Here is a 22361-nt window from a genome sequence, read left to right as displayed (position 1 = left end):
AGCGACAGGCGCGCGACCATGCGGAGGACTCCGATGAGTAGCTGCGGATCGTTCACCTGGACGAAGCTGGAGCTGCCTATTCCACTACCGGTTGAGGCTGCGCGTGCGGCCGTCGGTGCGCTCGCCGGCCTGGCCGGTCAACCCCGTCTGGTTCTGGAGGCTCGCGGCGAGGCCGGCGGGGTCCACTGGTTTCTCGGGGCCGAGCCTGCCGTCGCGGGACGGGCGGTACGAGCGATGTCGACGTACCTGGTTGGGCTGCGCGCTACCGCTGGACGTCGCCCCGTCGATTCGACGGCTGCGGCGGCGGTGCGCCTGCCGGGGCATCGTCGGCTGCCGTTGGCGGTCGGGTCGACCGAACAGGTCGCCCGCGGTGTCCTTGCCGCACTCTCCGGCGCCCATCGAGGGGAGCTGGTGCGGCTACAGGTGATCCTGGGACCACGTCATCGTCCACGCCTGATCTCCGATGTTGCGAGCCAACAGCGGACACGGGTCGGTACCAAGTTCGGCGAGCATCGGTTCTCGTGTGAGCTGCGGATCGGCGCACGATCTCGTGACCGCGCTCGGGCGCAGCGACTGATCGGGAACGTGGCCGCGCCGCTACGTGGACTGGAAGCCCCGGGTGTGGCGCTCCGCCTGAAGCGATCGTCGTTGCGGGCACTCGACGAGATGCGCGACCCGCTGCTGTGGCCGAGTGAACTGGGCGTCACGGAGCTGACGGCGCTGCTCGGGTGGCCGATCGGCCCGAAGGACATAGACCTACCGGGCGTGCCCTCACCCCACCCACGCCAGCTTCCGGTTGCCGCGCCGGTTCCGCGTGCAGGTCGGATTCTGGGCGACTCAACCCTCGACGGCGACCGGCCAGTCGGCCAGGGTGTGGAGGAGGCCAAGCGGGTCATGCACGTGATCGGCCCCATGGGCACCGGTAAGTCGACGATGTTGGTGAACCTGGCGCTGGCGGACGCGACCGCCGGGCGGTCGGTGGTGCTCATCGACGGCAAGGGCGATGCATGTACGGACTTCCTCGAGCGCGTCGACCCGAAGCGGCACGACGACATCGTGGTGTTCGACCCAACCGACAGCTGTCCCGTTGGGATGTCGGTCTTCGTCGATAACCAACCAGAACGGTCGGCCGACGTGATCTTCGGCGTCTTCAAGAGCCTCTACGGAGACCAGCTCGGTCCGCGCAGTAGCGACCTGCTGCATGCCGCCCTGTTGACGCTCGCCCGGGTGGGCGGATGCTCGCTGTCGATGCTGCCGATGATCTTGTCGAATGCAGTGGTACGACGACCGCTGGTGGCGAAGGTCGCCAGCGCCGATCCGCTGGGGCTCGGGGCATTCTGGGCGCACTTCGAAGCACTGTCGGATGCCGAGCGCACGCACGTCATCGCGCCACTGCGTAACAAGCTCGATCCGATCCTGACGTTGCGGCCATCGTTGCGGGCGATGTTCGGACAGTCGCGCCCGCAGTTCTCGCTGCGCGACCTGTTCGTGGAACCAGACAAGCGCCCGATCGTGGTCATCTCACTGGGAAGCGCAGAGCTGGGCCCGGAGGGTGCCCGGTTGATGGGATCGATTCTGTTGGCGCTGATCTGGCAGGCGGCGCAGGAACGCACCCGGTTGCCGCAATCGCAGCGCCACCCGGTGATGCTGTATCTCGACGAGTTTCAGGAGATCGTTCGGCTCGGTGATCTCGCCGATGCGCTCGGGCGGGCTCGCGGTCTCGGGGTGGCGTTCGCGGCGCTGGCGCACCAATCGCTGACACAACTCAGCCCGTCGATGCGGCAGGCGGTCATGGCGCACGCCCGCAGTCGCGTCTGCTTCCAGCTCAGCCCGCAGGACGCGAAGGACATCGCCGCCACCACCAACGGTGTGCTCACGCCGCGCGACCTCCAAGAACTTCCCGCCTTCGTAGCACAGGCATCGCTGTTGGTCGGCGGGGACCGCATGCCGTGGTGCACGATCCGCACTCGCCAGTTGCCCCCAAAGATCCAGTCGGCCGCACAGGTCCGGGCGATGTCACGGGCTCGCTATGGCCGTCCGCTCCGAGACGTCGAAGCCGAACTACTCGCCATCGGCGGCTGGAATGGCAAGGCCACGGCGGACGAGTCGTTTGGGCGTAGTCGCCGGCCAGGAGGTGGCAAATGAGTGCCGTACGACCGACCGCTCCCGGCGGATACACCCCGGGCGCAGGGCTACCGCTCGGCGTACCGGCCGCTTCCGGTGACGACATGGTGAGTGCGCAGGTCGGCGATGAGTTCCCCGGTTCTAGGGAGCCGAATACTTCGACCTCTTCGTCGTCCGAAGCTCCTCCGCGCGGCGCGGGTCGCCGGGTGGGGGCTCGCCAATTGGCGCGGTTGACCGATCAACTCTCGGACCGCGATCGCGATGTCCTCCGGCTGGTGGCCGACCACCGGTACCTGACTACCCATCAAGTGCAGCGCTTCTGCTTCGTCGACCATGAAGCGGCAGCGACCGGGGCGCGGGTCGCTCGGCGGGTGCTCGCCCGGCTCCAGCGCGATGGGCTGATCCGCTCACTCGATCGACGGGTCGGCGGCCTGGGATCGGGTAGCGGGGTAACCGTGTGGCGACTGAGCGCGAGTGGGCTCCGCATCGTCTACGGCGACGACAAGCGGCGTCGCTCAGGTGAGCCCTCGGAGCGCTTCCTGCGCCACTGTCTGGCCATCGCCGATGTCCATGTCCTACTGGATCAGCACCGCCGCATCGAGGCCATCGAGAATGTCGTCGTGGAGGTCGAACCGGCCTCCTGGCGCAAGTATCTCGGTCCGAGCGGTGAGCCGCGCTGGTTGCAGCCCGACCTGTACACGGAGATCACGACAGCCGACTTTGTCGACCGGACCTTCATCGAGGTCGACCTGGGCACCGAGTCGCTGCCGACGTTGATCCGTAAGTGTCAGCAGTACGAGGACTACCGCCGCAGCGGAATCGAACAAGACCGCCGTGGCAGCTTCCCGCTGGTGGTCTGGCTTCTGACCACCGCCGAGCGTGCCGCGAAGCTCGAAGCCGCCGTCCACCGCAGCCACAGCCTGACGGCGGCGATGTTTCGCTACGCCACGCCGAACACGTTGGCGCAGGTGCTGGCCGGAGGTACGGCATGAGCCTGCCTCGCAACCAGATCCTCATCGGCGACGCACTCGACCGCCTGCGGGAGCTGCCGGATGCGTCGGTCGACTGCGTGGTGACCAGCCCGCCCTACTTTCGGCTGCGCAACTACGACCACGACAACCAGCTCGGGCTCGAAGCACATGTCGACGAATGGGTCGCTGGGCTTCACACGCTGCTCGTCGAGGTGCGGCGGGTGCTCGTGCCGACCGGGACGGTCTGGCTGAACCTGGGGGACAGCTACAGCACCAAACCGGCCGAGGGGGCCGGCCGCAAGAGTCTGCTGCTCGGGCCGGAGCGTCTGGCGCTGCAGCTGGTCTCCGACGGCTGGCTGGTGCGCAACAAGATCGTGTGGGCCAAGACGAACACGATCCCGACCAGCGTTGCGGACCGACTCGCCACCAAGCACGAGTTCATCTACGTACTCGCCCGTTCGCCGACCTACTTCTTCGACCTCGATGCCATCCGTGAGCCGCACGTCAGCCGCCCACCGAAACGCAGGGCGTCGACGAGGCCGGCATCGCGGAAGCCGGCTCGGCCAGCCTGGCTGGGGCCGAACAGCGACGGTGACCGGGGACTGACCGCACTACACGCCGCTGGGCTACTCGGCCATCCGCTCGGGAAGAATCCCGGCGATGTCTGGCGGTTGGCCGTCAGCGGCTACCGTGGCCCGCATTTCGCGACCTTCCCGGTCAGCCTGGCGCGGCGGATGGTCGAGGCCGGCTGCCCCGAACAACGCTGCAGCCAGTGCCGAGCGGCGTACAAGCGCCCGGTGCGGCGACTCGGCGCGGTCGCGACCCGCCTGGCCCTACGAGCGATGTGCGACTGCGACGCGGCAAGCGAGCCAGGTCTGGTGCTCGACCCGTTCATCGGCTCCGGTACCACCGCCATCGCCGCCGAAACACTCGGCCGCGACTGGCTCGGTATCGAGCTCAACCCTGACTATGTCGCGCTGGCCATCGACCGCATCGACGGCGAGCGTGTCACCCGTATACGAAAGGAGGTGATCCATGAATGAGAAAGATCAACAACCACAGCAGCCCGAGCGCGAGCAGCAGCCAACCTTGCAGCCGCGCATCTGGGTCGGCAGTCTGGCCGACTACAACGCCGGGCGCCTGCACGGCGATTGGCTCGATGCCGCCGTCACCGACGAGGAGCTGCGCGACGCCGTTCAGCACATCCTGGCCAGCAGCCACGAGCCGGACGCCGAGGAGTACGGCATCTTCGACTACGACGAGTTCGACCCGTTCCAGGTCGGCGAGTACGAGCAGCTCGACGTGGTGGCCCGGGTGGCGCGCGGTATCGCCGAGCACGGTGCGGCGTTCGCGGCCTACGCGCAACTGCACGATGCTGATCCCGACATGCTCGATTCGTTCACCGACTCCTATGGCGGCGAATACGACTCGCCGGAGGACTGGGCGCGCGACGTGCTGCACAACGGGCTTGAAACCGAGATCGACCGGGCAGTGCCAGATGCGCTCCGCGGCTATGTGTCGATCAACTATGCAGGCTTCGCCCGCGACGCCGAACTGTCAGGTGACGTGCACTTCGAACGCTCACCCGACGGCCATATCTACGTCTTCACCATCCCGTAGATGGGAGGGCCCTTCGTCGGGGGCCTGCGGCCGAAATCGTGAAGGCATCCCGCCTTCACCGGTCGCAACACCCCGAGGAAGTGGCCGAACGACTCCCGCGCGGAACCGTTCGGACAAACACCCTCAGGAAGGAGGAGACGGTCATGAAGACCCTTGCCGTCCGACTGGACGACGAACTGCACGCTCGCATCGGCATGCTGTCGAAGCTCAGCGGTATGACGGTCACGGACACCATCCGCACCGCCATCGAGAAGCACCTCGACACCCTGGCCAACGATCCCGCGATCACCGCCAAGGCCGAGGAACTTCGCGCCGAGATCGAGAAGGATGCCGAACTGCAGCGACAGGCCCTCTCGGCCCTGTTCGGCTCGTCCACAACGCAAGCGCCGAAGACCACCCGTGGTCGCGGCACCAAGGGATAGCCCACCGGGCCGTCCGTCCTCGGCGGGAGCCAGCCCCGAGATCCGCAAGGACTCGCTGGCTCCCGCCAATTCGACACCAACTAAACAAGAGAAGCCTCTCCTTTATTCGATGTGGAATGAACAATCATCATTCCCATTTCGAAACAATTTCTATAAAATAGAAAATGAATGGGAGGAATTAAATAATGACAAGCAACGCTATTCAATCGGCTGCCGATAATTCTCTCGGCAGCCTCGTTCACGATGCGCGACTAAATGCAGGCTTCACGTTCCGCGCACTCTCGGAGGCTTCCGGCGTCGCACAGGGGCAGATATCCAAGCTGGAGAAAGGTCAGGTACTGAAGGTCAATCCGGCGCACATTGCGGCACTCGCCGAACCGCTCGGGCTATCGCTGTACAGCATGTACGCCGCCGCCGGCTACAAAACGCCCGCATCGCTGTCGCAGCTCGGCGACGACCTCGAAGAGAAGATCCGCCAGCTGCCACCGGACGCGGTCGCCCGCCTGGAGCGCTACGTCGAACGCCTGCTGGACACGACCACGACCGAACTTGCACCGGCATCCGTGTACGACATCGATCCGGCGACCAGCAGCTAGCCCAGCTCGGGCAGAAAGGAGGAAAAGGGACATGACAAACCACACCACGACCGGTCCGCAGATCGCCGTCTCGTACCTGCGCGTCTCGACCACGAGACAGATGGACACCGGCGCTGACGTCGACGCCGAAGGCAACTCGATCGCCACCCAGCGTGAGGCCAACCACGCCAAGGCCGCTCGGATGGGCGCCCTGATCGAGAAGGAGTTCGTCGAGCCGGGCGCATCGGCGCAGACCATCGACAAGCGGCCGGTCTTCAAGCAATTACTCGCCTACCTCGGCGAACATCCGGATGTCTCGCTGGTGATCATCTACATGCGCTCGCGCGCCTTCCGCAACCTCGGCGACGCGGTCATCACCAAACGACGGCTCGAAGCGATGGGCGTCAAACTGGTCTCCGCCAAGGAAGACTTCGGCGAGGGCATCATGGCCGACGCCATGGAAGCAGTCACCGACATCATCAACGAGGTCCAGGTGCGGATGTCCGGAGAGGACATCAAGGTCAAGATGCGGCACAAGGCGCAGATGGGCGGCACCAACGGCCGCGCTCCGGTTGGCTACCGCAACGTGCGCATCGAACACGACGGGCGGCAGGTCAACGGCATCGCCGTCGACGAGGAACGTGCACCGCTGATCAAGCAAGCCTTCGAAATGTATGCCACCGGCGACTACTCCATCGACCGCCTCCAAGAAACCATGGCCGACCTCGGGCTCCGGGCTCGCCCGCAGGGACGCGGCGGCGCAAAGGAACTGTCACGATCACACCTGCACCGGATGCTGAGCGACCCGTACTACATCGGCATCGTCCGCTACAAGGGCGAAACCTTCCCGGGTCGACACCAGCCGATCATCCCCGCCGACCTGTTCGAGCGCGTCCAGAAGGTCATCGAAGACCGCTCCGCCCGAGGACAACGTGACCGCGTGCTCTACCACTACCTCAAGGGCCTGCTGTACTGCGAGCGCTGCCGCGTCAACGGTCGCATCTCGAGACTGGTCTACACCGAGGCGAAAGGCAACGGCGGCAACTACGCCTACTACCTGTGTCTGGCCCGCCAACGCGGTGAATGCGATCTCCCGCATCTGCCGGTGCTCGACGTTGAGTGGTACGTCCTCGACCACTACGCCAAGCTCGGACTGCCACCGGAGTTCCTGGACTACATTCGCGAGGCCATCGACGTATCGATGGCCGATGCACAGGCTCGTGTCCGTGACCTGTACACCGCCTACCGCAAGAAGCTCGACAAGCTCGCCCAGCAGGAGGAGCGACTGATCGATCTCGCCTCGGACGGTGAGCTCGCGGCCGACAAGATCCGCGCACGGCTGCGCAAGATCCAGGTCGAACGCACCCGCGCGCAGCAGGGCCTCGACGACACCGGCGACCAACTCGAACTCGGTGCCCGCAAGCTCCAGCAATACCTCGACCTGCTCGACGACCCGCAGTCGCTCTACCTGCGCGCGCCCGAGGATGGACGACGCGACCTCAACACCGCCAGCTTCAGCAAGCTCTGGCTCGACGACGGCGGTGTCGTCACCGACGAACTCACACCAGCCATCCATGAGCTGCGCGACGCAGCACATGCGTTCACACGCTGGCAAGGCGCCGACACGGAGGCCAGTGACGTCGAAGCACTGCACGTCTCTGACGTGCTGAAAAACCAAAAACTCCCCGGAGATTCCGGGGAGTTTGGATTGAACCATCGGTTCCGGCTCGCCGACATGTTCCGTGTCGGTTCGAGTAAGAACGTTTTGGTGCCCCCAGTCGGATTCGAACCGACACTTTGCAGATTCTAAGTCCGTAAACGTCGCCGAACTGGGTCGCAATGAGACCAATAGAAGTAGCTGGACCTATGGCTTCTACAACTTGAGACCAATAGAGACCAACCCCTGTTGTGAGGATCTCGTGAGGTTTAAGGCGGGCGCGAGGAGAGCGCCGGGTCGTGAACCGGAATGATCCAGGAATGATCCGGACTGATCAAGAGAATTATTGGTAGTCACTATGTCAACCCTGTCCGGCATGATGACTACCCACCAAGGCGTAGTGGCTACCCCGGCCAGACAGGGTGCGGTGTCGAACACGGAGAGCCACAGGGCGGTGTACAGCTTTTAACAGTGGCTGCCGCGCGACCGTTGCGCTGGGTCGCGTGCCACTCTCTTAGCCTGAGCCGGACAGCTCAGTGCCAGGCAGTCCATTCTGGGTTTCGTCTCTTCACATAGACGGGTAGAGACCAAACTCGTTCGTGGTCAGTCAGCCTTTGCCTAACTTAGTCAGCGTTCCGATATGAACTTCAGGGTGTCGATCTCCTTCTTATGCTGCTCACGCGTCGCTCGGCAGTGAGAATGTCGAGTTGTTGGGAAATCTTCGTAAGCAGATTATCGAGCCTGGTGAATTGCCTGTCATCCATGGTCTCGTCCAATCTTTTGTGAGCGCTGAACTGTTCCCGTTCGAAATGCTCTCGATGGGACGGCTTGAGTATTGCAGGGGTTGTGTCTGATAAACGCAACATTATCGACAAATGGACTAAACCTTACGAGCTAGCCTCGTTTTATGGGGGTGATGTCCGGGCCTCGATGTCGCCCAATCGAGTCCAATGCCTTGACAGGTATGGCGTCAGGCGCGTCAGCATCGCGTGTGCTCCCTGCGCGAACTCTTCATGAAGCATCGGTGCTCGACGGCCGCCAACGATCGCAGTCGTCAGTAGCCGCCGTTGTACTGAAACTAAGGCCTGCCGAACCTCCTAGTACCCGAGCGCTTTCCGCACCAGCAGCGCCTGCTGAAGGTTCGGTTCGGCAGGCGTGCCATCGAGAGTGATGTACCGTCCGCCAGCAGCACGGGGAACTACTCTCACCGAATCGCCGAGCACCTCGAGGTCGAGAGGAACCTCCGGTGCCAGGTAGGTGTCCCAGCCCACGTAGATCTCGTCCGGCATCCCTTTGATCCCCTGCTGCTTCCCAAACTCGCGGGGGCCGACTTTCAGCCATGTCGGCTGCCATGCTCCGACGATGGCGGCCATGTACTGATGGATTGTCTCGCGTATTTGAGGCGAGTCGTCGTCGGGCAGGTCGAGTTCGATGATGATCCGGTAGCTCCGGCCGTCGTAGGCCTGCACCCGTACAAAGAGCTCCATACCGCGAAAGATCATCATTCTCCACGCAGTTCCTCGACGGCTGGTGGTCTCGATCGCCGCCGCAAGGGACGCCGGATCGTTCGGATTTACGGGAATCTTGTTTAGTTCGTGAGTGACTGGGTCCTCTACGTCACCAAGCCGAATCCATCGACCAGAAGGAAACTGCGGCAGGCCGGTCAACATCGCGTGGGCTCGCTGCGCGAACTGCTCGTACGTCATCGGCGCACCTAGCCGACCACCAAGAATATCAAGCTTCATTTCGTCCTCATTCTACTGATTCGGCTTCTCCAAACGAACGCGAAAGCGGTCGCCGTAGTTGGCAGCCTCAATCGCAGCCTGCACATCGCGTAACTGCCGTTCATCCGAGACGACCCACTCCACTTCAGCATCGTGCTCGACGGCCGCATCGTATTGGCGATCCATCTGGTCGACCATTTGCAAATACGGCGGCACCGCAGGCCAGAGCGTTTCGCCGATCCGCGACACAACAGGAGGACACGATGAACTTGGCGGCGTATATCCGTGTGAGCACTGCGCGACAGAAGGACGCCTACGGTCCTGACTTGCAGCGCGAAGACATTCGCAAGTGGGCCAAGGCCAACGGACACCGGATCATCGCGTGGTGCGAGGACTCCATCTCGGGCACCAGCGAGCTCGGGCACCAGCGAGCTCCGCGACCGCGAAGGCTGGCTCGCCGCCGAGCTCGCAGTTAAGAGCGGGCAGGCTCGTGGGGTAGTCGTGCCGCGACTAGATCGGCTCGCCCGCGACGTCATGATCCAAGAGTTGCTGCTGCGGGACCTTCACCAGTTTGGCGGCGTGGTGTTGTCCACTCGCGAGGGCGAGAACGAACTACTGACCGGGGAGACCCGCGACCCAAGCCGCAAGCTGATCCGCACCATCCTCGGGGCCGTCGCCGAGTACGACCGCGAGATGATCGCCTACCGGCTCGAAGACGCCCGGAAGGCCAAGGCTGCGAAGGGTGGCTACGCCCACGGCGGACTGCCCTACGGATACGAGAGCAAGGACGGCGCATTGGTCCCAATCGTTGCCGAACAACACGCCTTGGCACGGATGCAAGCACTCTCGGCCGACGGTGCCAGCACTCGCGAGATCGCCCGCGTGCTCACCCAAGAGGGTCACCCCACCAAACGTGGTGGACAGTGGTCCGGCCCGACCGTCGCACGGATTCTCAAGCGCACCAACGCTTCCCACGACACCACGAAGAAAGAAGTCGCAGGACTGCGAGAAGTTCTTAGCGGGATTGGGTAGGCATCGGTCGCGGCAGAACGGGGGAGGAACTCTCAAGCCCGCGACGGTGAAGCACGCTTGGGGAGCGTTCCGTCGGGTGATGAAGTACGCGATGCAGCAAGGCGCGCTCACGGTGAATCCCTGCGACCGCGTGGACTTTGCCACCGGCAAGGCCAGCCGGACAGTGGAGAAGTTCGAGCATCACCCGCTGAGCGCGCAGCAAGTGGCGCAGGTGTCGGCGGCTATCGCTGGCGAGCTCGGCGATCTGCCCGCGTATCCGGTATACGCGCTGATGGTGGACTTCCTGGCGTACAGCGGCCTCCGCGCTGCCGAGAATGCCGGACTGGAAGTGCGCGACTTGGTCTTCACCACCCGCCCCGGCACCGACTCCAAGCCGACGATTCGATGCTCGGTCAAGGTGGAGCGGACCAAAGAGCGCCGCAACCGTGAGTGGATCACCGGCGCACCCAAGTCGAAGAAGTCGCGCCGTACGGTGCCGCTGCCGTCTTGGCTCGCCGAGCGACTGCACGCCTACCTACGCGACACGCACCCGCACGCGGACGATCCCACCGCGCCGCTGTGGCCTACTCGCCGTAACGGCGGCTACCGGGCGAGAGGGGAGCGCATCGCGCTGACGCTGGACTGGTCGCACCCGATAGCGATGGCGACGTTCTACGACACCATCTTCAAGCCAGCGCTGGAGGTAGTCGGGCTGCCAGTGAGTCGGCCAGCTACAGACGGCCAACTCGCGAGGCAAGGCATCCGTCTGCACGATCTGCGGCATACCTTCGCCACGATGCAGCTCATGTCGGGCGTTCACTTCATGCAGGTATCTAAGTGGCTCGGTCACAGCACTTTTGTGCTGACGCTGGACACCTACGGCGATTGGATTCCGGAGGAAGACGGCGGCGCTCAGAATCAGTTGCCGGAACCGTCAGTCTCGGCCCAACGTGCCGAATCTGCGGTATTGGACAACGTAGTCCAACTATTCGGCCGTTAGGTCGGGGACAAGACCAAGGCGCGGCGTCGCTTGTTCGCATAGATCAACTGCGATTGCGACTGCCTTTTCGGCGACTTCTCTAGACGGCGGCTGCCCCTTGTGTGCGGCGCTATTCCTTGGGACCTTGAGGTCCTTTGTGAATCCAACTGGCTCGACACCGGCCTGGAGTTCCTTCATTAAATTCGATCGACCCTCGAGTGCGCGAGCACGTTTCAGTAGGGCCTCACTCAACTGAGCGTCCTCGGTCGCGAGACGCTGATCAAGCAGTTCGGTGATTGCAAGCTCAGCGGCAGTTCCCGCATCAATCACTGCACGACGGAAGTCTCCGGCGAGCGTAGCTGATCGCGCATCACGGATGAAGAGCCATTCGGCTGGAGGGCGGGCACCTTCGCCAGCTAGGACCATGCAGGCCGCCAACGTGTCCGCGTCTACGGCTGTTGTCTCACGCGACTGGTCCGAGGCGGTTTCAATGATCTGCACTCCATGTCGGGCATTCTCCCGGTCGACCCAGGTCCACACTGGCTCCCGCCTTGTGTCGCCAACTGCGCGTAGCTGGTCTCGGGGGTCTTGCTCACTAAGGATGGCGATCCACGAGGACAACAGGTCCCACCATATATCTAATTCATCCTGGACGGAGAGTCTAAGATTACTAATCGCCGCAGATTTCTGGACTGCGCCGAGCAAACTAAACCCGACACGGAAAACCCTCACAGAGGTCGGTAACTGTGCGCCGTTTAGAACATTCCAATTGATCGCGATTCCCCACCGCAATGCCGGTTCACGTTCGTCGTGCAGCAGGTCCCCTTCTGGTGGGCGCATTGCCATAGGTGGCAATAGGAACACGTCGTGAATGGGGACTGGTAGAGATGGGATATGGATTTCAAGGTTGTCGGATCCCAATTTCGAGGTGAAGATCCTGCCGCAGCAATCGGTGCTCAAATGCAGACCGACTCCGCAAGCGAAGTGACCCAGCAGAGTTGTGGGTGGGTCAAATTCAGTCAACGTGCTCCCGCGAAACTAATAGTAGCGGTCGGTGTCATATGAACCGTAAGCAACTTGTTCCGGTTGCTTTGCGACAACATTTTCACCTCAATTGCTGGTTCGCCGCTGACGGGGTCGGTGATGTGCGCGAAGGTTCGGATCGTGTACTTCTCCCCAGTTCCGTGAGGGTCGTTCATTGTTTCGCCGATCCACTTCCACAAGTCGGCTCCTTTGACCATCACGGACTCCGAACCAGGTATTGGATCACCGGGCTGGATCAATCGCTGTGTTAGTTCGCTCGGCGCGGCCTGGTGGTAGAACAGGCCATCCCCGTCGTCCACTTCGCCGTTGATTGTTATCAGTCGGTCCGGCTCGTTCTCCACGAGGTCTGAAATCACCCCGTGGAGGCCTGTACCAGGTTCGCCAGTGGGAACGATAATGTGGTCTCCGGGCCGCAGGCACCGCACTGGTGTCGGACGGATCGGAAAGAACGGAACTGGCATAGCTGTGATTCTGCCAGCGGGCGCTGACATAACCACGTAGACGCGCCGGGGCAAAGCCGGGGTGGCGGGGCGTCGATGAAGCTCAAAACGCTGCTACCAGTGCCCCCAGTCGGATTCGAACCGACACTTTGCAGATTTTAAGTCTGCTGCCTCTGCCAGTTGGGCTATGGGGGCGCGGTGACAAGCATGCCAGGTCGGGGTTGGTGGGTGATCAATTGGGCCGGGTCGGAGGCGGCCGGGCGAACCGGGCGGAAGTCGTCTGCGAAATGAGTAGGGTCGGAAGTGGTTCGTCTTGGGGGTTCTGGCCAGTAACGATGAGAGGAAATTTCATGTCCGACATCAAGCAGGTTCTCGTCCTGGGGACCGGAGTTCTCGGCTCCCAGATCGCATTCCAAGCCGCTTACACCGGCTTCCACGTTATCGCCTACGACATCAACGACGATGCCGTCGCCGCCGCACAACCGCGGATCGCCGGACTGATGAAGACATATCTCGCCGAAGTCCCGGATGCGACGCAAGCAACGGTCGACGCCGCACAGGCACGACTGTCGCACTCGACCGACCTCGCCGAAGCCGTCGCCGACGCAGACCTGGTGATTGAGGCGATCCCAGAAATCCTCGAGTTGAAACGCGAAACATTCCGAGCCCTCGGCGACGTCGCACCGGCGAAAACGATCTTCGCGACCAACTCGTCGACCCTGCTCCCCAGCGACATTGTCGACGCCACCGGTCGTCCCGACCGATTCCTCGCGATCCACTTCGCCAACCGCATCTGGACGTCGAACACCGCGGAGATCATGGGAACAGTCCTCACGTCACCGGAAGTGTTCGACAGAGTCGTCGAATTCGCGGGGGACATGGGCATGGTCGCGGTGCCCATTCGCAAGGAGAAGGCGGGCTACGTTCTGAACTCGCTGCTGGTGCCGTTCCTCGACGCGGCGCTTGACCTGGCCGCTGGCGGCTACGCGGAACCGAAGGACGTCGACAACACCTGGCGGATCGCCACCGGCGCACCCCTCGGGCCGTTCCAGATCTACGACATCGTCGGCATGAACACGCCATACAACATCATGGTCAACGGTGATGAGAGGGCGCGAGCACACGCGGCCTGGCTCAAAGAGAATTACATCGACCAGGGCAAGCTTGGTATTGCCAGCGGTGAAGGGTTCTACAAGTACTCGTAGATCCGCCACCAGATTGGGAACATCACGGACTCGATCCGTGTTGGTCCTTGACGACTACTTACGCTTTGGAGGCCCATCAACATGCAGGTCGAAATTTGGACCGACGTCAACTGCCCGTTCTGCTATCTCGGGAAGAAGCGGTTCAACGATGCCCTCGAGAAATTTGAGCATGCCGATCAGGTCAGCGTGGTGCACCGCTCATTCGAACTTGATCCCACGGTCCCGACGGGCATTTCCCGCAGCATCTTCGAGCACCAGTCGCGTAAGCGTGGCTGGTCGGAAGTAGAAGTCGACGCCAGCGAACGTCAGCTAGGGGCGGCAGCCAATGAGGCTGGCTTGGAGTACTCGGTGAGCGGCCGCGACGTCGGTAACTCGTTCGACATGCACCGACTTTTGCACTGGGCAGCTGAACTCGGCCGCCAGGAGGACATGCTCGACGCCCTCTACCTCGCCAATTTTGCCGATGCGACGCCGCTGTTCGGCAGCGCCGACCGGCTCGTCGAAGTGGCCGCCGGAGCCGGATTCGACGCCGACGAAGTTCGCGCTGTGCTTGATGACCCGGAACGCTATGCCGCAGCGGTCCGCGCCGACGAACGGCAGGCGCAAGAGTTCGGGGTCAACGGCGTCCCGTTCTACGTCTTCGACCGCAAGTACGCCGTCTCCGGCGCGCAGGCACCCGAAACGTTCACTCAGGCCCTGACTCAAGCATGGGGTGACCGTCCTGCAGCACCGACACTGATCGCCGACGGCGACGCCTGTGGACCAGATGGGTGCGAGGTGCCGCAGTAACACGGCAGAACCACAAGCGATCGCGTTGAGTTTGCTACCGAGAAGGTGGCAAACTCAACGCGATCGTTGCTACTTGACGTCCGTGTACTCGGTGAAACCGTATTGGTCGTGCGGGCCGATCACCGAGAACTCGAACAGACCCTGACCGGATGCAGTGGATCCATCCACGTCAGTCAGTTCGAATGTCGCGAGGTAGTCGGCCGGGCAGAACAACTTCATGGTGGCGTCCAGCTCGGAAACCTTGTGCCGCAACGACTCCACCTTCTCGTCGCCCTGCCACATGCCGTGACGCCAGTCCTGCTCAAGTCCGTAACCGGTGCCAAAGCCAATGAAATTCCCCAACTGTGGTGAGCACTCGACGCGGATCTCGTCGCCGTTCGGCTTCACAAAACGCAGCGTCGCCGAGGCTGGTTCACGACCACCGGGGACAAACGTCACCTCGTGCTCCACGCGCCCCAACCATTCGGCTTCCCGCTCGGGGTCGTTCCAAATGCGGCGAGCATCGCCCATGATGCGCTCGCCGGTCCGCAGTTCCTGCACGATCACGCTGACCGCATAGTCCTCGAACCGCATCACCGAGTAGATCCAAAAGAACGACGTCGCGTCGGTATTCGCCGCACGACGACCGGCTGGCTCCGCCTCGCCAACGGGACGCACACCCCACGACCGGTCGCGGTTGCCCCGCCAGGTATCCGGTTCGACAACGAAGTCGTTGCCGTCGACGGTCAAAGCGCCGGTCCAACGGCCCGTCTGGACAAACCGCATGGTGTCGAACGTGACCCGCTCCAACTGTCGCTGGAAATGGCGTGGCTCCAGCGCGGCGGGACTATCGGCGTCGAAGATCAAGTCGAACGACAGGTCACCGTGACCAGGCTCCAATTGCACGCGGATGCGCTGCAGTCCGTCAAGGATCTCGACGAGGAACGGGCCAACCTGCAGGTCGTTGCGGTTGTCGCCGAGCGCCTTCGATCCGCGTACGACGATGTGCTCATCCCCATGCCGGACCACGGCGAAGCAGTCGGTGACCCCGAGGTTCGGGTACACGCCGAGGCCCACGATTAGCCAGGGATCATCGGGGTTCCCGTGGTGACAGTTGAAGTAATACCGGTCGTAGAAGTTCCGATCGGAGGTGCCGACATGTCGGACTACTTCGGCGACCTGGTGAATCGGATAGTCGTCCATCTCTGACAGCATCACTTCACCTGTCCCCAGTAGGTGCCATTGAGCATGGCTTCGAGCGTTGGTCGGTGCAAGATCATCTCATCCGGATCGGCGGGTTCCTGCGCCTGGCCGAAGTGGATTGCGCGGCACTGAATTCGGAACATGATTACGGCGTGGATGAGTGCCGCGTAAGTGGTGTAGAAATCCAGGTCGGTTGGCCGGTATCCGGTCTGCTGGAGGTATTCGGTGGCGACGTCGTCGCGGCGAAGGAAGTCGGGCAGGCCGTCCATGCCTGCCATGGCGGCGAGGTCCTGGAAGAAGCGATGCAAAAAAATCATCCACGCAATGTCGAGTTCGCGTGGTCCGACCGTTGCCATCTCCCAGTCGAGAACAGCGACGGGAGTGAAGTCTCGGTACATGATGTTGCCGATGCGCGCATCGCCCCATGTGAGGACCGCGTCCTCGGTGGCGGGGAGGTTTTCCTCTGCCCACGCGAAGGCTCGTTCGATCAGTGGTGAACCCGCACGACCTTCGGCGGCCCAATCGTAGAACTCTCGCAGTCGACGCAGGTGCGCGGCGAGGGCCGTTTCGCCTGGTTCGGGATGGCTCACCAGGTCGGCGGGTGCGGGTGCAGCGTGGATTTGGGCGAGCACGCGAACTGAATCGCGCATCATCTGATTGCGCTGCTCGGGGGTAGCTTCAGAGACCCACGAACCGAAGTTGTATGGCATCACGTCCGGCGGTACTTCACCGTTCACGCGGTCCATCACGAAAAATGGTGCGCCCAGGGCCGCGTCGCTCGGCTCGGACCACCACAGTGTGGGCAGGGGGATGTCGCAGTTGGCGCGGACATATTCGATGAGCCGGAACTGACCGTCGAGGTTGTAGCTGGGGAAGACCGGGTCGCTGTCGGCTTGCGGGGCCACGCGCACGACGATGTCGCGCTCCACGCCACCCCATCGGGCCTTCGCGAGAATTGTCTCGCTCGACATCCCGTTCGATTCCGGGATGGTCACTTCGGTCACTGCAGCGTCTTCGCCCTCGTGCTGCTTGATCCACTCACTGAGCCGATCGCGGAGCCACTCGGGATCGCGTCGGGATTCACTCGGGCGCGCTACTTCGGCCTTGCCGGCATCGTCGATGTCCACCATGTGAGCATTGAAACACGTTCTAAAAAGTGTGTGTGGTGAATCACTAGTGGATGGCACGACCTTCCTGTCCTTGAGATATCGTTGTTAACTTAACTGCGGTAAGTGATGTCTAGTCCGGGAGATTCCCCATGCTCACTCGTCTCACCGAGCGCGTTGTTGCCGCGCCAAAGCTGGTGCTGGGACTCGCCGTAGTCCTGCTCGCCCTGTGTGGTCTCTACGGATTGGGGGCCGCGGACAAAATGCTGGCTGGCGGGTACGAAGACCCGGGCGCCGAGTCGTCGCAGGCCCGCGGCATTCTCGATCAGCAGTTCAACCGGGGTGGCCCGAGTCTCGTGGTCAAGATCGACGGCCCAGCGGGGGTGGACATCTCCACCGACCCCAAAGCCAAGCAACTCGGCGAGTCGATCATCGCCGACCTGAGCAAGACCGGCTATGTCCAGGAGCCGATCCTCAACGTCTGGGCCCACCCCGGGCTCGCGGGGGAACTGTTGAGCACCGACCGCACGTCGACGCAGATTCTCGCCGGCCTCGAAGGTGGCGACGAGAAGGCACCCGGCCGTGCCACCGACCTCGCGGATCAACTCACCGGCACGGTCGACGGTTTCCGCGTGCAAGTGGGCGGCCAGGCGCTGATGTACGGGCAGGTCAACAAGCAAACATCCAAAGACCTCGCCAAGGCTGAAGCCATCGCCATCCCCATTAGCTTCTTGCTGCTGATCATGGTGTTCGGTGGGCTGGTCGCGGCCTCGCTTCCGATTGCCGTTGGCATTGCCGCGATCGTCGGAACCCTCGGATTGCTCCGCGTGGTCGCCAGCTTTGCCGACGTCTCGATTTTTGCGCTCAACCTCACCACCGCGATGGGTTTGGCGCTCGCAATCGACTACACCCTGCTCATCGTGACGCGCTATCGCGAAGAGGTTGAACGGACCGTCAAAAATGGTCGGCTCGACCGTCGTGCCGCCATCATCCGCACCATGGACACCGCCGGTCGGACCGTGTTCTTCTCCGGCATCGTCGTCGGCTTGTCGCTTGCCTCGCTGGCGATCTTCCCGATGTACTTCCTGCGATCGTTCGCCTATGCCGGCGTCGGCGTGGTGATCGTTGCGGTCGCGGCCGCGCTGATCCTGACGCCCGCGCTACTGATGGTGCTCGGTGATCGGGTCGACGCCCTCGACGTGCGTGCGTGGATTCGGAAGAAGCGAGGCCTGCCTGCACCGGTGCCCGGCCCCGTTGAAAGCACCGGTTGGTACCGAGCGTCCATGTGGGTTCTCAAGCGAGCGGTGCCCGTCGCGATCGTCGTGCCTGCGGTCTTACTGCTGCTCGGCGCACCGTTCCTGGGGATCAAGTTCGGCTTCCCCGACGACCGCGTTCTCCCGGCGAATGCCTCCGCGCACTCGGTGCAGCAGGAAATTCGCGAACAGTATGGGCAAGACTCCGGTGGCACGTCGACGGCCATCGTCTCAGGCACCATCTCCGACGACGCGCTGACCCAATATGCGACTGCCTTGTCGAACGTTGAAAATGTTGGAACGGTCTCAACCCCGGTCGGGGTATTCGCCGATGGCAAGCCCGTCGCGCCGGGTAATCCTGCCGACCGCCACGGCGACATCGCGCTGCTGACAGTATCGAGCAGTGTCGAACCGCTCGGCAACGACGGTCAGGCGCAGGTGCACGCCCTCCGCGACGTACCCGTCCCGACCGGGGCGACGGTCCAACTGACCGGTCTAGCCGCCCTCAACGTCGACGTCGTCAACTCCCTATACAAGTATCTGCCGTGGGTACTCGGGGTAATTGCGATCCTGACCTACGTGCTGTTGTTCCTGTTTACCGGGAGCGTGGTGTTGCCGTTGAAAGCACTGGTCATGAACGTTCTGTCGCTGTCAGCCACCTTTGGCGCAATGGTATGGATTTTTCAAGACGGGCATCTCGGGGGCCTCGGCACTACGTCGACCGGCTACCTGGTGGCCACCATGCCCATCCTGATGTTCTGTATCGCGTTCGGTCTGTCGATGGACTACGAGGTCTTCCTCCTGGGGCGAATACGCGAAGAGTGGAGCAAGTCCGACCGGACGCACGCGGCCAACGACCACGCCGTCGCTGTCGGCCTGGCCCGCACCGGTCGTGTCGTAACGGCGGCCGCGTTGCTGATGAGCATCGTATTCCTGGGCATCGCGGCTTCCGAAGTGTCCTTTATGCGTATGTTCGGTGTGGGGCTCGCGATAGCCGTCCTAATGGATGCATCGTTTATTCGCATGCTGCTAGTGCCAGCCTTCATGCGACTCATGGGAGTGGGAAACTGGTGGGCACCGACACCGTTGCGGAAACTGCACGACCGAATCGGCTTCAAGGAGGAGTGATCTGCGGACATGACTGATCAGGTGGCACCGCGGCCGCGTTCACCGCGCGGAACGGGTGAACAGTTGGCGGAGGAGATCATCCGGGCAACAACGGACCTCCTCATCGAACGTGGAACCGAAGAGGCCGTGTCGATTCGGGCCGTCGCCGGACGCGTCGGAGTGACGCCACCATCGATCTACCTCCATTTCGCGGACAAAGAAGCACTGCTCGACGTGGTGTGCGCGCGGTTTTTTGAAGACTTTGACGATGTGATGATGAAGGCCTCCGACGGCGTCGACGACCTGTTCGACCGGGCCCTCGCGCAGGGGATGGCGTACGTGCAGTTCGCCATCGACAGCGCTGCCATGTACCGGGTGACCTTCGCCCGAATCTCGCCTCCCGGCGAACCGACACTCACCGACCAGGTGCTGCTGTCGTCGGCCTTCGTCCATTTCTCCGACACCGTCGAAGAAATGATGAAGCAAGGACTGATTCCGCAAGGCGACGTTGTGCAAACCGTGCTGAAGTTGTGGGCGACCGCCCACGGTTTGGCCTCCTTGATGATCGCCAAACCAGGACTGCCGTGGGGGTCGGACGGCGAGCTAGCCGAGTCGACCTTGCGGGCTGTATGCGAAGGATTGTCTCGCGAGTAGGTAGGCTCGGGAACACAACACGCTCGACGCACGTTATCTACGTGAAGCAGTCATTTAACTGATGCGCACACTTTTCAAAGGAGCACCGGTGCGAGAAAGCAATAACCCGATCATGCGAGGCGTGGTCCGTGACAACAAGAAGGACGCTGGCGGCTACGCCACCTTCGGTCAGGGACTTGCTGGCGCGGGTCAGGCATCGATGGCTGGCGGCCAGCAGCAATATGTAAACCAGTACACGCAGCCCGGCTACGCGCCGCAGGTCGGTACTCGGCCGCTGACGATCGACGATGTCGTGACCAAGACGGCGATGACGCTTGGCGTCCTCGTTCTCGCGGCTGGTGCCGCGTACTTCGCCATCGCGCAGAATGAGGCGCTCGCCACCCCGCTGATGCTGGTCGGTGCCATCGTTGGCCTGATCCTGGTGCTGGTTGCGAGCTTTGGCCGCAAGCAAGACAACCCGGCAATCGTCCTGACCTACGCGGCGTTTGAAGGGCTCTTCGTTGGGTCCATCTCGTACGTGTTCGGTAACTGGGTGATCACCGGTGATACCTCGGCAGGGGCACTGATCGGGCAGGCCGTTCTCGGTACCTTCGGTGTGTTCTTCGGAATGCTGGTGGTCTACAAGGTTGGCGCGATCCGCGTGACGCCGCGCTTCACTCGCATGCTCATGGCTGGCATGGTTGGCGTGCTGTTCCTGATGGTCGGCAACCTGGTTCTGGGTCTCTTCGGCGTCGAATCGGGTCTCCGCAACGGTGGGCCGATCGCGATCATCTTCTCGCTCGTCTGCATCGCACTTGCCGCGTTCTCATTCCTGCTCGACTTCGACCAGGCCGACGAACTGATCCGCGCAGGTGCACCGTCGAAGGCCGCCTGGGGCGTCGCCCTCGGTCTGACAGTCACCCTCGTGTGGCTGTACGTCGAGATTCTGCGCCTGCTGAGCTACTTCAACAGCGACTAGTCTTTCTCGAACCCAGCTCCATCCGACACCCGGTCGGCACCGCCTCGCGGTCGCCCGCCGGGTGTCGTTTTTCGTGTGGGGCACACCCGCCCGCTGCTGTTCTCGCATGATGCGTCGATTCCCGCACTATGTCAGACATAGTGCGGGAATCGACGCATCATGCGGGAACGGGAAGGCGGGACGCCGACCGCTCGGGGAAGGGCGACACAACAAAAGCGGACGGCCCCGGAAGTGACTTCCGGGGCCGTCCGCTTATTGCTTAGAGCAGGTCTAAACCTTAGAGACGCTCGAGGATCATGGCCATGCCCTGGCCGCCACCGACACACATGGTCTCGATGCCGAACTGACCGTCGTAGGTGTTCAGGTTGTTCATCAGGGTGGTGGTGATGCGGGCACCGGTCATACCGAACGGGTGGCCGAGGGCGATAGCGCCACCGGAGACGTTCAGCTTGTCGTGGTCGATACCCAGCTCAGCGGCCGAACCCAGCACCTGGACAGCGAAGGCTTCGTTGATCTCGAACAGGTCGATGTCGGAGATCGACATGCCAGCCACGCGCAGCACCTTGCGGACAGCTTCGATCGGGCCCAAGCCCATGATCTCCGGCGACAGACCGGTCGCCGCGGTGGCGACGATGCGAGCCAGCGGCTTGAGGCCAAGGGCCTTGGCCTTGGTGTCGCTCATGATGACGAGCGCCGCAGCACCGTCGTTCAGCGGGCAAGCATTACCGGCGGTGATGGTGCCATCGGGACGGAAGACTGGCTTCAGCTGCGACAGCTTCTCGTAGGTGGTGCCGGCGCGGGGGCCGTCGTCGGTGCTGACGGTGGAGCCGTCAGGCAGGGTGACGGGGGTGATCTCGCGGGCGAAGAAGCCTTCGTTGATGGCCTTCTCTGCACGGTTCTGGCTCAGGACGCCCCAGCGGTCCTGATCTTCGCGGGAGATGCCGGTCATGGAGGCGACGTTCTCGGCGGTCTGGCCCATCGGGATGTAAACGTCCGGGATGATGCCGTTTTCGCGGGGATCGATCCACGCGCCTGCGCCACCCTCGGCGGCCTTAGCGCTGCGCTCCATGGCGTCGTCGAAACGCGGGTTCTTGGAATTCGGGGCACCGTCTGCGCCGCCGGAAACGCCGAAGCTCGAGACGCTTTCGACACCGCCAGAAATAAAGACATCGCCTTCACCGGACTTGATGGCATGCATTGCCATACGGGTGGTCTGCAGCGACGAGGAGCAGTAGCGGTTCACGGTCACGCCGGGAACGTGGTCGAGGCCGAGTTCGACGGCGACGACGCGGGCGATGTTGTATGCGCCCTGGCCGCCGGGCTGACCAATGCCGAGGTGGATGTCCTCGATATCGGCGGTGTTCAGTTCGGGCACCTTGGCGAGTGCGGCGGCGACCATCTGACGGGCGAGGTCGTCGGGACGCATGTCCTTCAACGAGCCTTTACCGGCGCGGCCGATCGGGGAACGGGCAGTGGAAACAATGACAGCTTCAGACATGAGATCGAGATTACTCTAGGTGTCCGACATGCCAGCTACCTG

General features: G+C 62.8%; 22 protein-coding genes, 1 tRNA gene and 1 pseudogene. 16 read left to right on the top strand and 8 right to left on the bottom strand.

Annotated elements, in window-relative coordinates:
• Positions 1–33 precede the first annotated feature (33 nt).
• The 7 genes from AC1L34_RS09430 to AC1L34_RS09400 all read left to right on the top strand — a co-directional run bounded on the left by AC1L34_RS09430 (position 34) and on the right by AC1L34_RS09400 (position 7522).
• Complete coding sequence (locus tag AC1L34_RS09430) at positions 34–2145, top strand: type IV secretion system DNA-binding domain-containing protein (protein ID WP_480034708.1); 2112 nt, start codon at positions 34–36, stop codon at positions 2143–2145.
• A complete protein-coding gene (locus AC1L34_RS09425) occupies positions 2142–3116 on the top strand; it encodes a replication-relaxation family protein (RefSeq protein WP_480034707.1) in 975 nt (324 codons plus the stop codon). The genes AC1L34_RS09430 and AC1L34_RS09425 overlap by 4 nt, the downstream gene beginning before the upstream one ends.
• Complete coding sequence (locus tag AC1L34_RS09420; RefSeq protein ID WP_480034706.1) at positions 3113–4138, top strand: DNA-methyltransferase; 1026 nt, start codon at positions 3113–3115, stop codon at positions 4136–4138. The genes AC1L34_RS09425 and AC1L34_RS09420 overlap by 4 nt, the downstream gene beginning before the upstream one ends.
• Positions 4131–4715 carry an antirestriction protein ArdA gene (locus tag AC1L34_RS09415; RefSeq protein ID WP_480034705.1) on the top strand — a complete coding sequence of 195 codons (585 nt, stop codon included), beginning with the start codon at positions 4131–4133 and terminating at the stop codon, positions 4713–4715. Before AC1L34_RS09420 ends, AC1L34_RS09415 begins: the two co-directional genes overlap by 8 nt.
• 143 nt (positions 4716–4858) lie before the next feature.
• On the top strand, positions 4859–5137 hold the full coding sequence (locus AC1L34_RS09410; protein ID WP_005208753.1) for a DNA-binding protein: 279 nt from the start codon (positions 4859–4861) through the stop codon (positions 5135–5137).
• A gap of 185 nt (positions 5138–5322) precedes the next feature.
• Entirely contained in the window at positions 5323–5733 is a 411-nt protein-coding gene (locus tag AC1L34_RS09405) for a helix-turn-helix domain-containing protein (RefSeq protein WP_480034704.1), read from the top strand.
• 31 nt (positions 5734–5764) lie between these two features.
• Positions 5765–7522: a recombinase family protein gene (locus tag AC1L34_RS09400; protein ID WP_480034703.1), complete on the top strand. Its 1758-nt coding sequence runs from the start codon at positions 5765–5767 to the stop codon at positions 7520–7522.
• Between the two features lie 944 nt (positions 7523–8466).
• Here the strand turns inward: AC1L34_RS09400 and AC1L34_RS09395 are convergent.
• Both AC1L34_RS09395 and AC1L34_RS09390 read right to left on the bottom strand, forming a co-directional pair.
• Positions 8467–9114, bottom strand: coding sequence for a hypothetical protein (locus AC1L34_RS09395; protein WP_480034702.1), 648 nt, complete (start codon positions 9112–9114; stop codon positions 8467–8469).
• Between the two features lie 12 nt (positions 9115–9126).
• The gene (locus AC1L34_RS09390; protein ID WP_480034701.1) at positions 9127–9342 is read right to left on the bottom strand and encodes a hypothetical protein; all 216 of its coding nucleotides are present in this window, start codon (positions 9340–9342) and stop codon (positions 9127–9129) included.
• Between the two features lie 14 nt (positions 9343–9356).
• Here AC1L34_RS09390 and AC1L34_RS09385 point away from each other — a divergent pair, with 14 nt between their 5' ends.
• The 4 genes and pseudogenes from AC1L34_RS09385 (at position 9357) to AC1L34_RS09370 (ending at position 11104) form a co-directional block, all read left to right on the top strand.
• On the top strand, positions 9357–9569 hold the full coding sequence (locus tag AC1L34_RS09385; RefSeq protein WP_480034700.1) for a recombinase family protein: 213 nt from the start codon (positions 9357–9359) through the stop codon (positions 9567–9569).
• Positions 9570–9585: 16 nt separating this feature from the next.
• Positions 9586–9780 (top strand): annotated as a pseudogene (locus AC1L34_RS09380) (recombinase family protein); the annotation flags it as partial.
• Positions 9781–9786: 6 nt separating this feature from the next.
• Positions 9787–10125 (top strand): recombinase family protein, encoded by a 339-nt coding sequence (locus tag AC1L34_RS09375; protein ID WP_480035328.1) that lies wholly within the window; start codon positions 9787–9789, stop codon positions 10123–10125.
• Between the two features lie 79 nt (positions 10126–10204).
• On the top strand, positions 10205–11104 hold the full coding sequence (locus AC1L34_RS09370) for a tyrosine-type recombinase/integrase (protein ID WP_480034699.1): 900 nt from the start codon (positions 10205–10207) through the stop codon (positions 11102–11104).
• On the opposite strand, the gene AC1L34_RS09365 is transcribed toward AC1L34_RS09370, so the two are convergent.
• The 3 genes from AC1L34_RS09365 to AC1L34_RS09355 all read right to left on the bottom strand — a co-directional run bounded on the left by AC1L34_RS09365 (position 11090) and on the right by AC1L34_RS09355 (position 12762).
• Positions 11090–11584: a hypothetical protein gene (locus tag AC1L34_RS09365; RefSeq protein ID WP_480034698.1), complete on the bottom strand. Its 495-nt coding sequence runs from the start codon at positions 11582–11584 to the stop codon at positions 11090–11092. The two genes, AC1L34_RS09370 and AC1L34_RS09365, sit on opposite strands and share 15 nt — an antisense overlap.
• A gap of 518 nt (positions 11585–12102) precedes the next feature.
• Positions 12103–12588: a hypothetical protein gene (locus AC1L34_RS09360; RefSeq protein WP_480034697.1), complete on the bottom strand. Its 486-nt coding sequence runs from the start codon at positions 12586–12588 to the stop codon at positions 12103–12105.
• Between the two features lie 100 nt (positions 12589–12688).
• Positions 12689–12762, bottom strand: a tRNA-Leu gene (locus AC1L34_RS09355).
• A 155-nt stretch (positions 12763–12917) separates the two neighbouring features.
• On the opposite strand from AC1L34_RS09355, the gene AC1L34_RS09350 reads away from it, so the two are divergent.
• Together AC1L34_RS09350 and AC1L34_RS09345 are read left to right on the top strand one after the other, a co-directional pair.
• Positions 12918–13772, top strand: coding sequence for a 3-hydroxyacyl-CoA dehydrogenase (locus AC1L34_RS09350; protein ID WP_480034696.1), 855 nt, complete (start codon positions 12918–12920; stop codon positions 13770–13772).
• Between the two features lie 81 nt (positions 13773–13853).
• Entirely contained in the window at positions 13854–14561 is a 708-nt protein-coding gene (locus tag AC1L34_RS09345; RefSeq protein ID WP_424294500.1) for a DsbA family oxidoreductase, read from the top strand.
• 69 nt (positions 14562–14630) lie between these two features.
• On the opposite strand, the gene AC1L34_RS09340 is transcribed toward AC1L34_RS09345, so the two are convergent.
• Both AC1L34_RS09340 and AC1L34_RS09335 read right to left on the bottom strand, forming a co-directional pair.
• The gene (locus AC1L34_RS09340; RefSeq protein ID WP_424294501.1) at positions 14631–15755 is read right to left on the bottom strand and encodes an Rv3169 family protein; all 1125 of its coding nucleotides are present in this window, start codon (positions 15753–15755) and stop codon (positions 14631–14633) included.
• A complete protein-coding gene (locus AC1L34_RS09335; RefSeq protein ID WP_424294502.1) occupies positions 15755–16873 on the bottom strand; it encodes a phosphotransferase family protein in 1119 nt (372 codons plus the stop codon). The genes AC1L34_RS09340 and AC1L34_RS09335 overlap by 1 nt, the downstream gene beginning before the upstream one ends.
• Before the next feature lie 128 nt (positions 16874–17001).
• Between AC1L34_RS09335 and AC1L34_RS09330 the strand changes: the two genes are divergently transcribed.
• The 3 genes from AC1L34_RS09330 to AC1L34_RS09320 all read left to right on the top strand — a co-directional run bounded on the left by AC1L34_RS09330 (position 17002) and on the right by AC1L34_RS09320 (position 20821).
• A complete protein-coding gene (locus tag AC1L34_RS09330; protein WP_424322635.1) occupies positions 17002–19230 on the top strand; it encodes an MMPL family transporter in 2229 nt (742 codons plus the stop codon).
• Positions 19231–19239: 9 nt separating this feature from the next.
• Positions 19240–19863 (top strand): TetR/AcrR family transcriptional regulator, encoded by a 624-nt coding sequence (locus AC1L34_RS09325; protein ID WP_424294504.1) that lies wholly within the window; start codon positions 19240–19242, stop codon positions 19861–19863.
• Between the two features lie 88 nt (positions 19864–19951).
• Positions 19952–20821, top strand: coding sequence for a Bax inhibitor-1/YccA family protein (locus AC1L34_RS09320; RefSeq protein ID WP_424322636.1), 870 nt, complete (start codon positions 19952–19954; stop codon positions 20819–20821).
• Positions 20822–21098: 277 nt separating this feature from the next.
• Here the strand turns inward: AC1L34_RS09320 and AC1L34_RS09315 are convergent, their stop codons facing one another.
• Positions 21099–22319 (bottom strand): acetyl-CoA C-acetyltransferase, encoded by a 1221-nt coding sequence (locus AC1L34_RS09315; RefSeq protein ID WP_424294484.1) that lies wholly within the window; start codon positions 22317–22319, stop codon positions 21099–21101.
• Positions 22320–22361: the final 42 nt, after the last annotated feature.

The organism is Gordonia sp. 34D (genome assembly GCF_056682775.1).
Note: the sequence above shows the minus strand (reverse complement) of the source record. Positions and strands in the feature narration are given on the sequence as shown.

Bases quoted from the DNA above. Each gene is read 5' to 3' on its own strand.
- AC1L34_RS09430 (WP_480034708.1), top strand. From the start codon at position 34: ATGAGTAGCTGCGGATCGTTCACCTGGACGAAGCTGGAGCTGCCTATT.
- AC1L34_RS09425 (WP_480034707.1), top strand. From the start codon at position 2,142: ATGAGTGCCGTACGACCGACCGCTCCCGGCGGATACACCCCGGGCGCA.
- AC1L34_RS09420 (WP_480034706.1), top strand. From the start codon at position 3,113: ATGAGCCTGCCTCGCAACCAGATCCTCATCGGCGACGCACTCGACCGC.
- AC1L34_RS09415 (WP_480034705.1), top strand. From the start codon at position 4,131: ATGAATGAGAAAGATCAACAACCACAGCAGCCCGAGCGCGAGCAGCAG.
- AC1L34_RS09410 (WP_005208753.1), top strand. From the start codon at position 4,859: ATGAAGACCCTTGCCGTCCGACTGGACGACGAACTGCACGCTCGCATC.
- AC1L34_RS09405 (WP_480034704.1), top strand. From the start codon at position 5,323: ATGACAAGCAACGCTATTCAATCGGCTGCCGATAATTCTCTCGGCAGC.
- AC1L34_RS09400 (WP_480034703.1), top strand. From the start codon at position 5,765: ATGACAAACCACACCACGACCGGTCCGCAGATCGCCGTCTCGTACCTG.
- AC1L34_RS09395 (WP_480034702.1), bottom strand. From the start codon at position 9,114: ATGAAGCTTGATATTCTTGGTGGTCGGCTAGGTGCGCCGATGACGTAC.
- AC1L34_RS09385 (WP_480034700.1), top strand. From the start codon at position 9,357: ATGAACTTGGCGGCGTATATCCGTGTGAGCACTGCGCGACAGAAGGAC.
- AC1L34_RS09375 (WP_480035328.1), top strand. From the start codon at position 9,787: ATGATCGCCTACCGGCTCGAAGACGCCCGGAAGGCCAAGGCTGCGAAG.
- AC1L34_RS09370 (WP_480034699.1), top strand. From the start codon at position 10,205: ATGAAGTACGCGATGCAGCAAGGCGCGCTCACGGTGAATCCCTGCGAC.
- AC1L34_RS09360 (WP_480034697.1), bottom strand. From the start codon at position 12,588: ATGCCAGTTCCGTTCTTTCCGATCCGTCCGACACCAGTGCGGTGCCTG.
- AC1L34_RS09350 (WP_480034696.1), top strand. From the start codon at position 12,918: ATGTCCGACATCAAGCAGGTTCTCGTCCTGGGGACCGGAGTTCTCGGC.
- AC1L34_RS09345 (WP_424294500.1), top strand. From the start codon at position 13,854: ATGCAGGTCGAAATTTGGACCGACGTCAACTGCCCGTTCTGCTATCTC.
- AC1L34_RS09340 (WP_424294501.1), bottom strand. From the start codon at position 15,755: ATGCTGTCAGAGATGGACGACTATCCGATTCACCAGGTCGCCGAAGTA.
- AC1L34_RS09335 (WP_424294502.1), bottom strand. From the start codon at position 16,873: ATGGTGGACATCGACGATGCCGGCAAGGCCGAAGTAGCGCGCCCGAGT.
- AC1L34_RS09330 (WP_424322635.1), top strand. From the start codon at position 17,002: ATGCTCACTCGTCTCACCGAGCGCGTTGTTGCCGCGCCAAAGCTGGTG.
- AC1L34_RS09325 (WP_424294504.1), top strand. From the start codon at position 19,240: ATGACTGATCAGGTGGCACCGCGGCCGCGTTCACCGCGCGGAACGGGT.
- AC1L34_RS09315 (WP_424294484.1), bottom strand. From the start codon at position 22,319: ATGTCTGAAGCTGTCATTGTTTCCACTGCCCGTTCCCCGATCGGCCGC.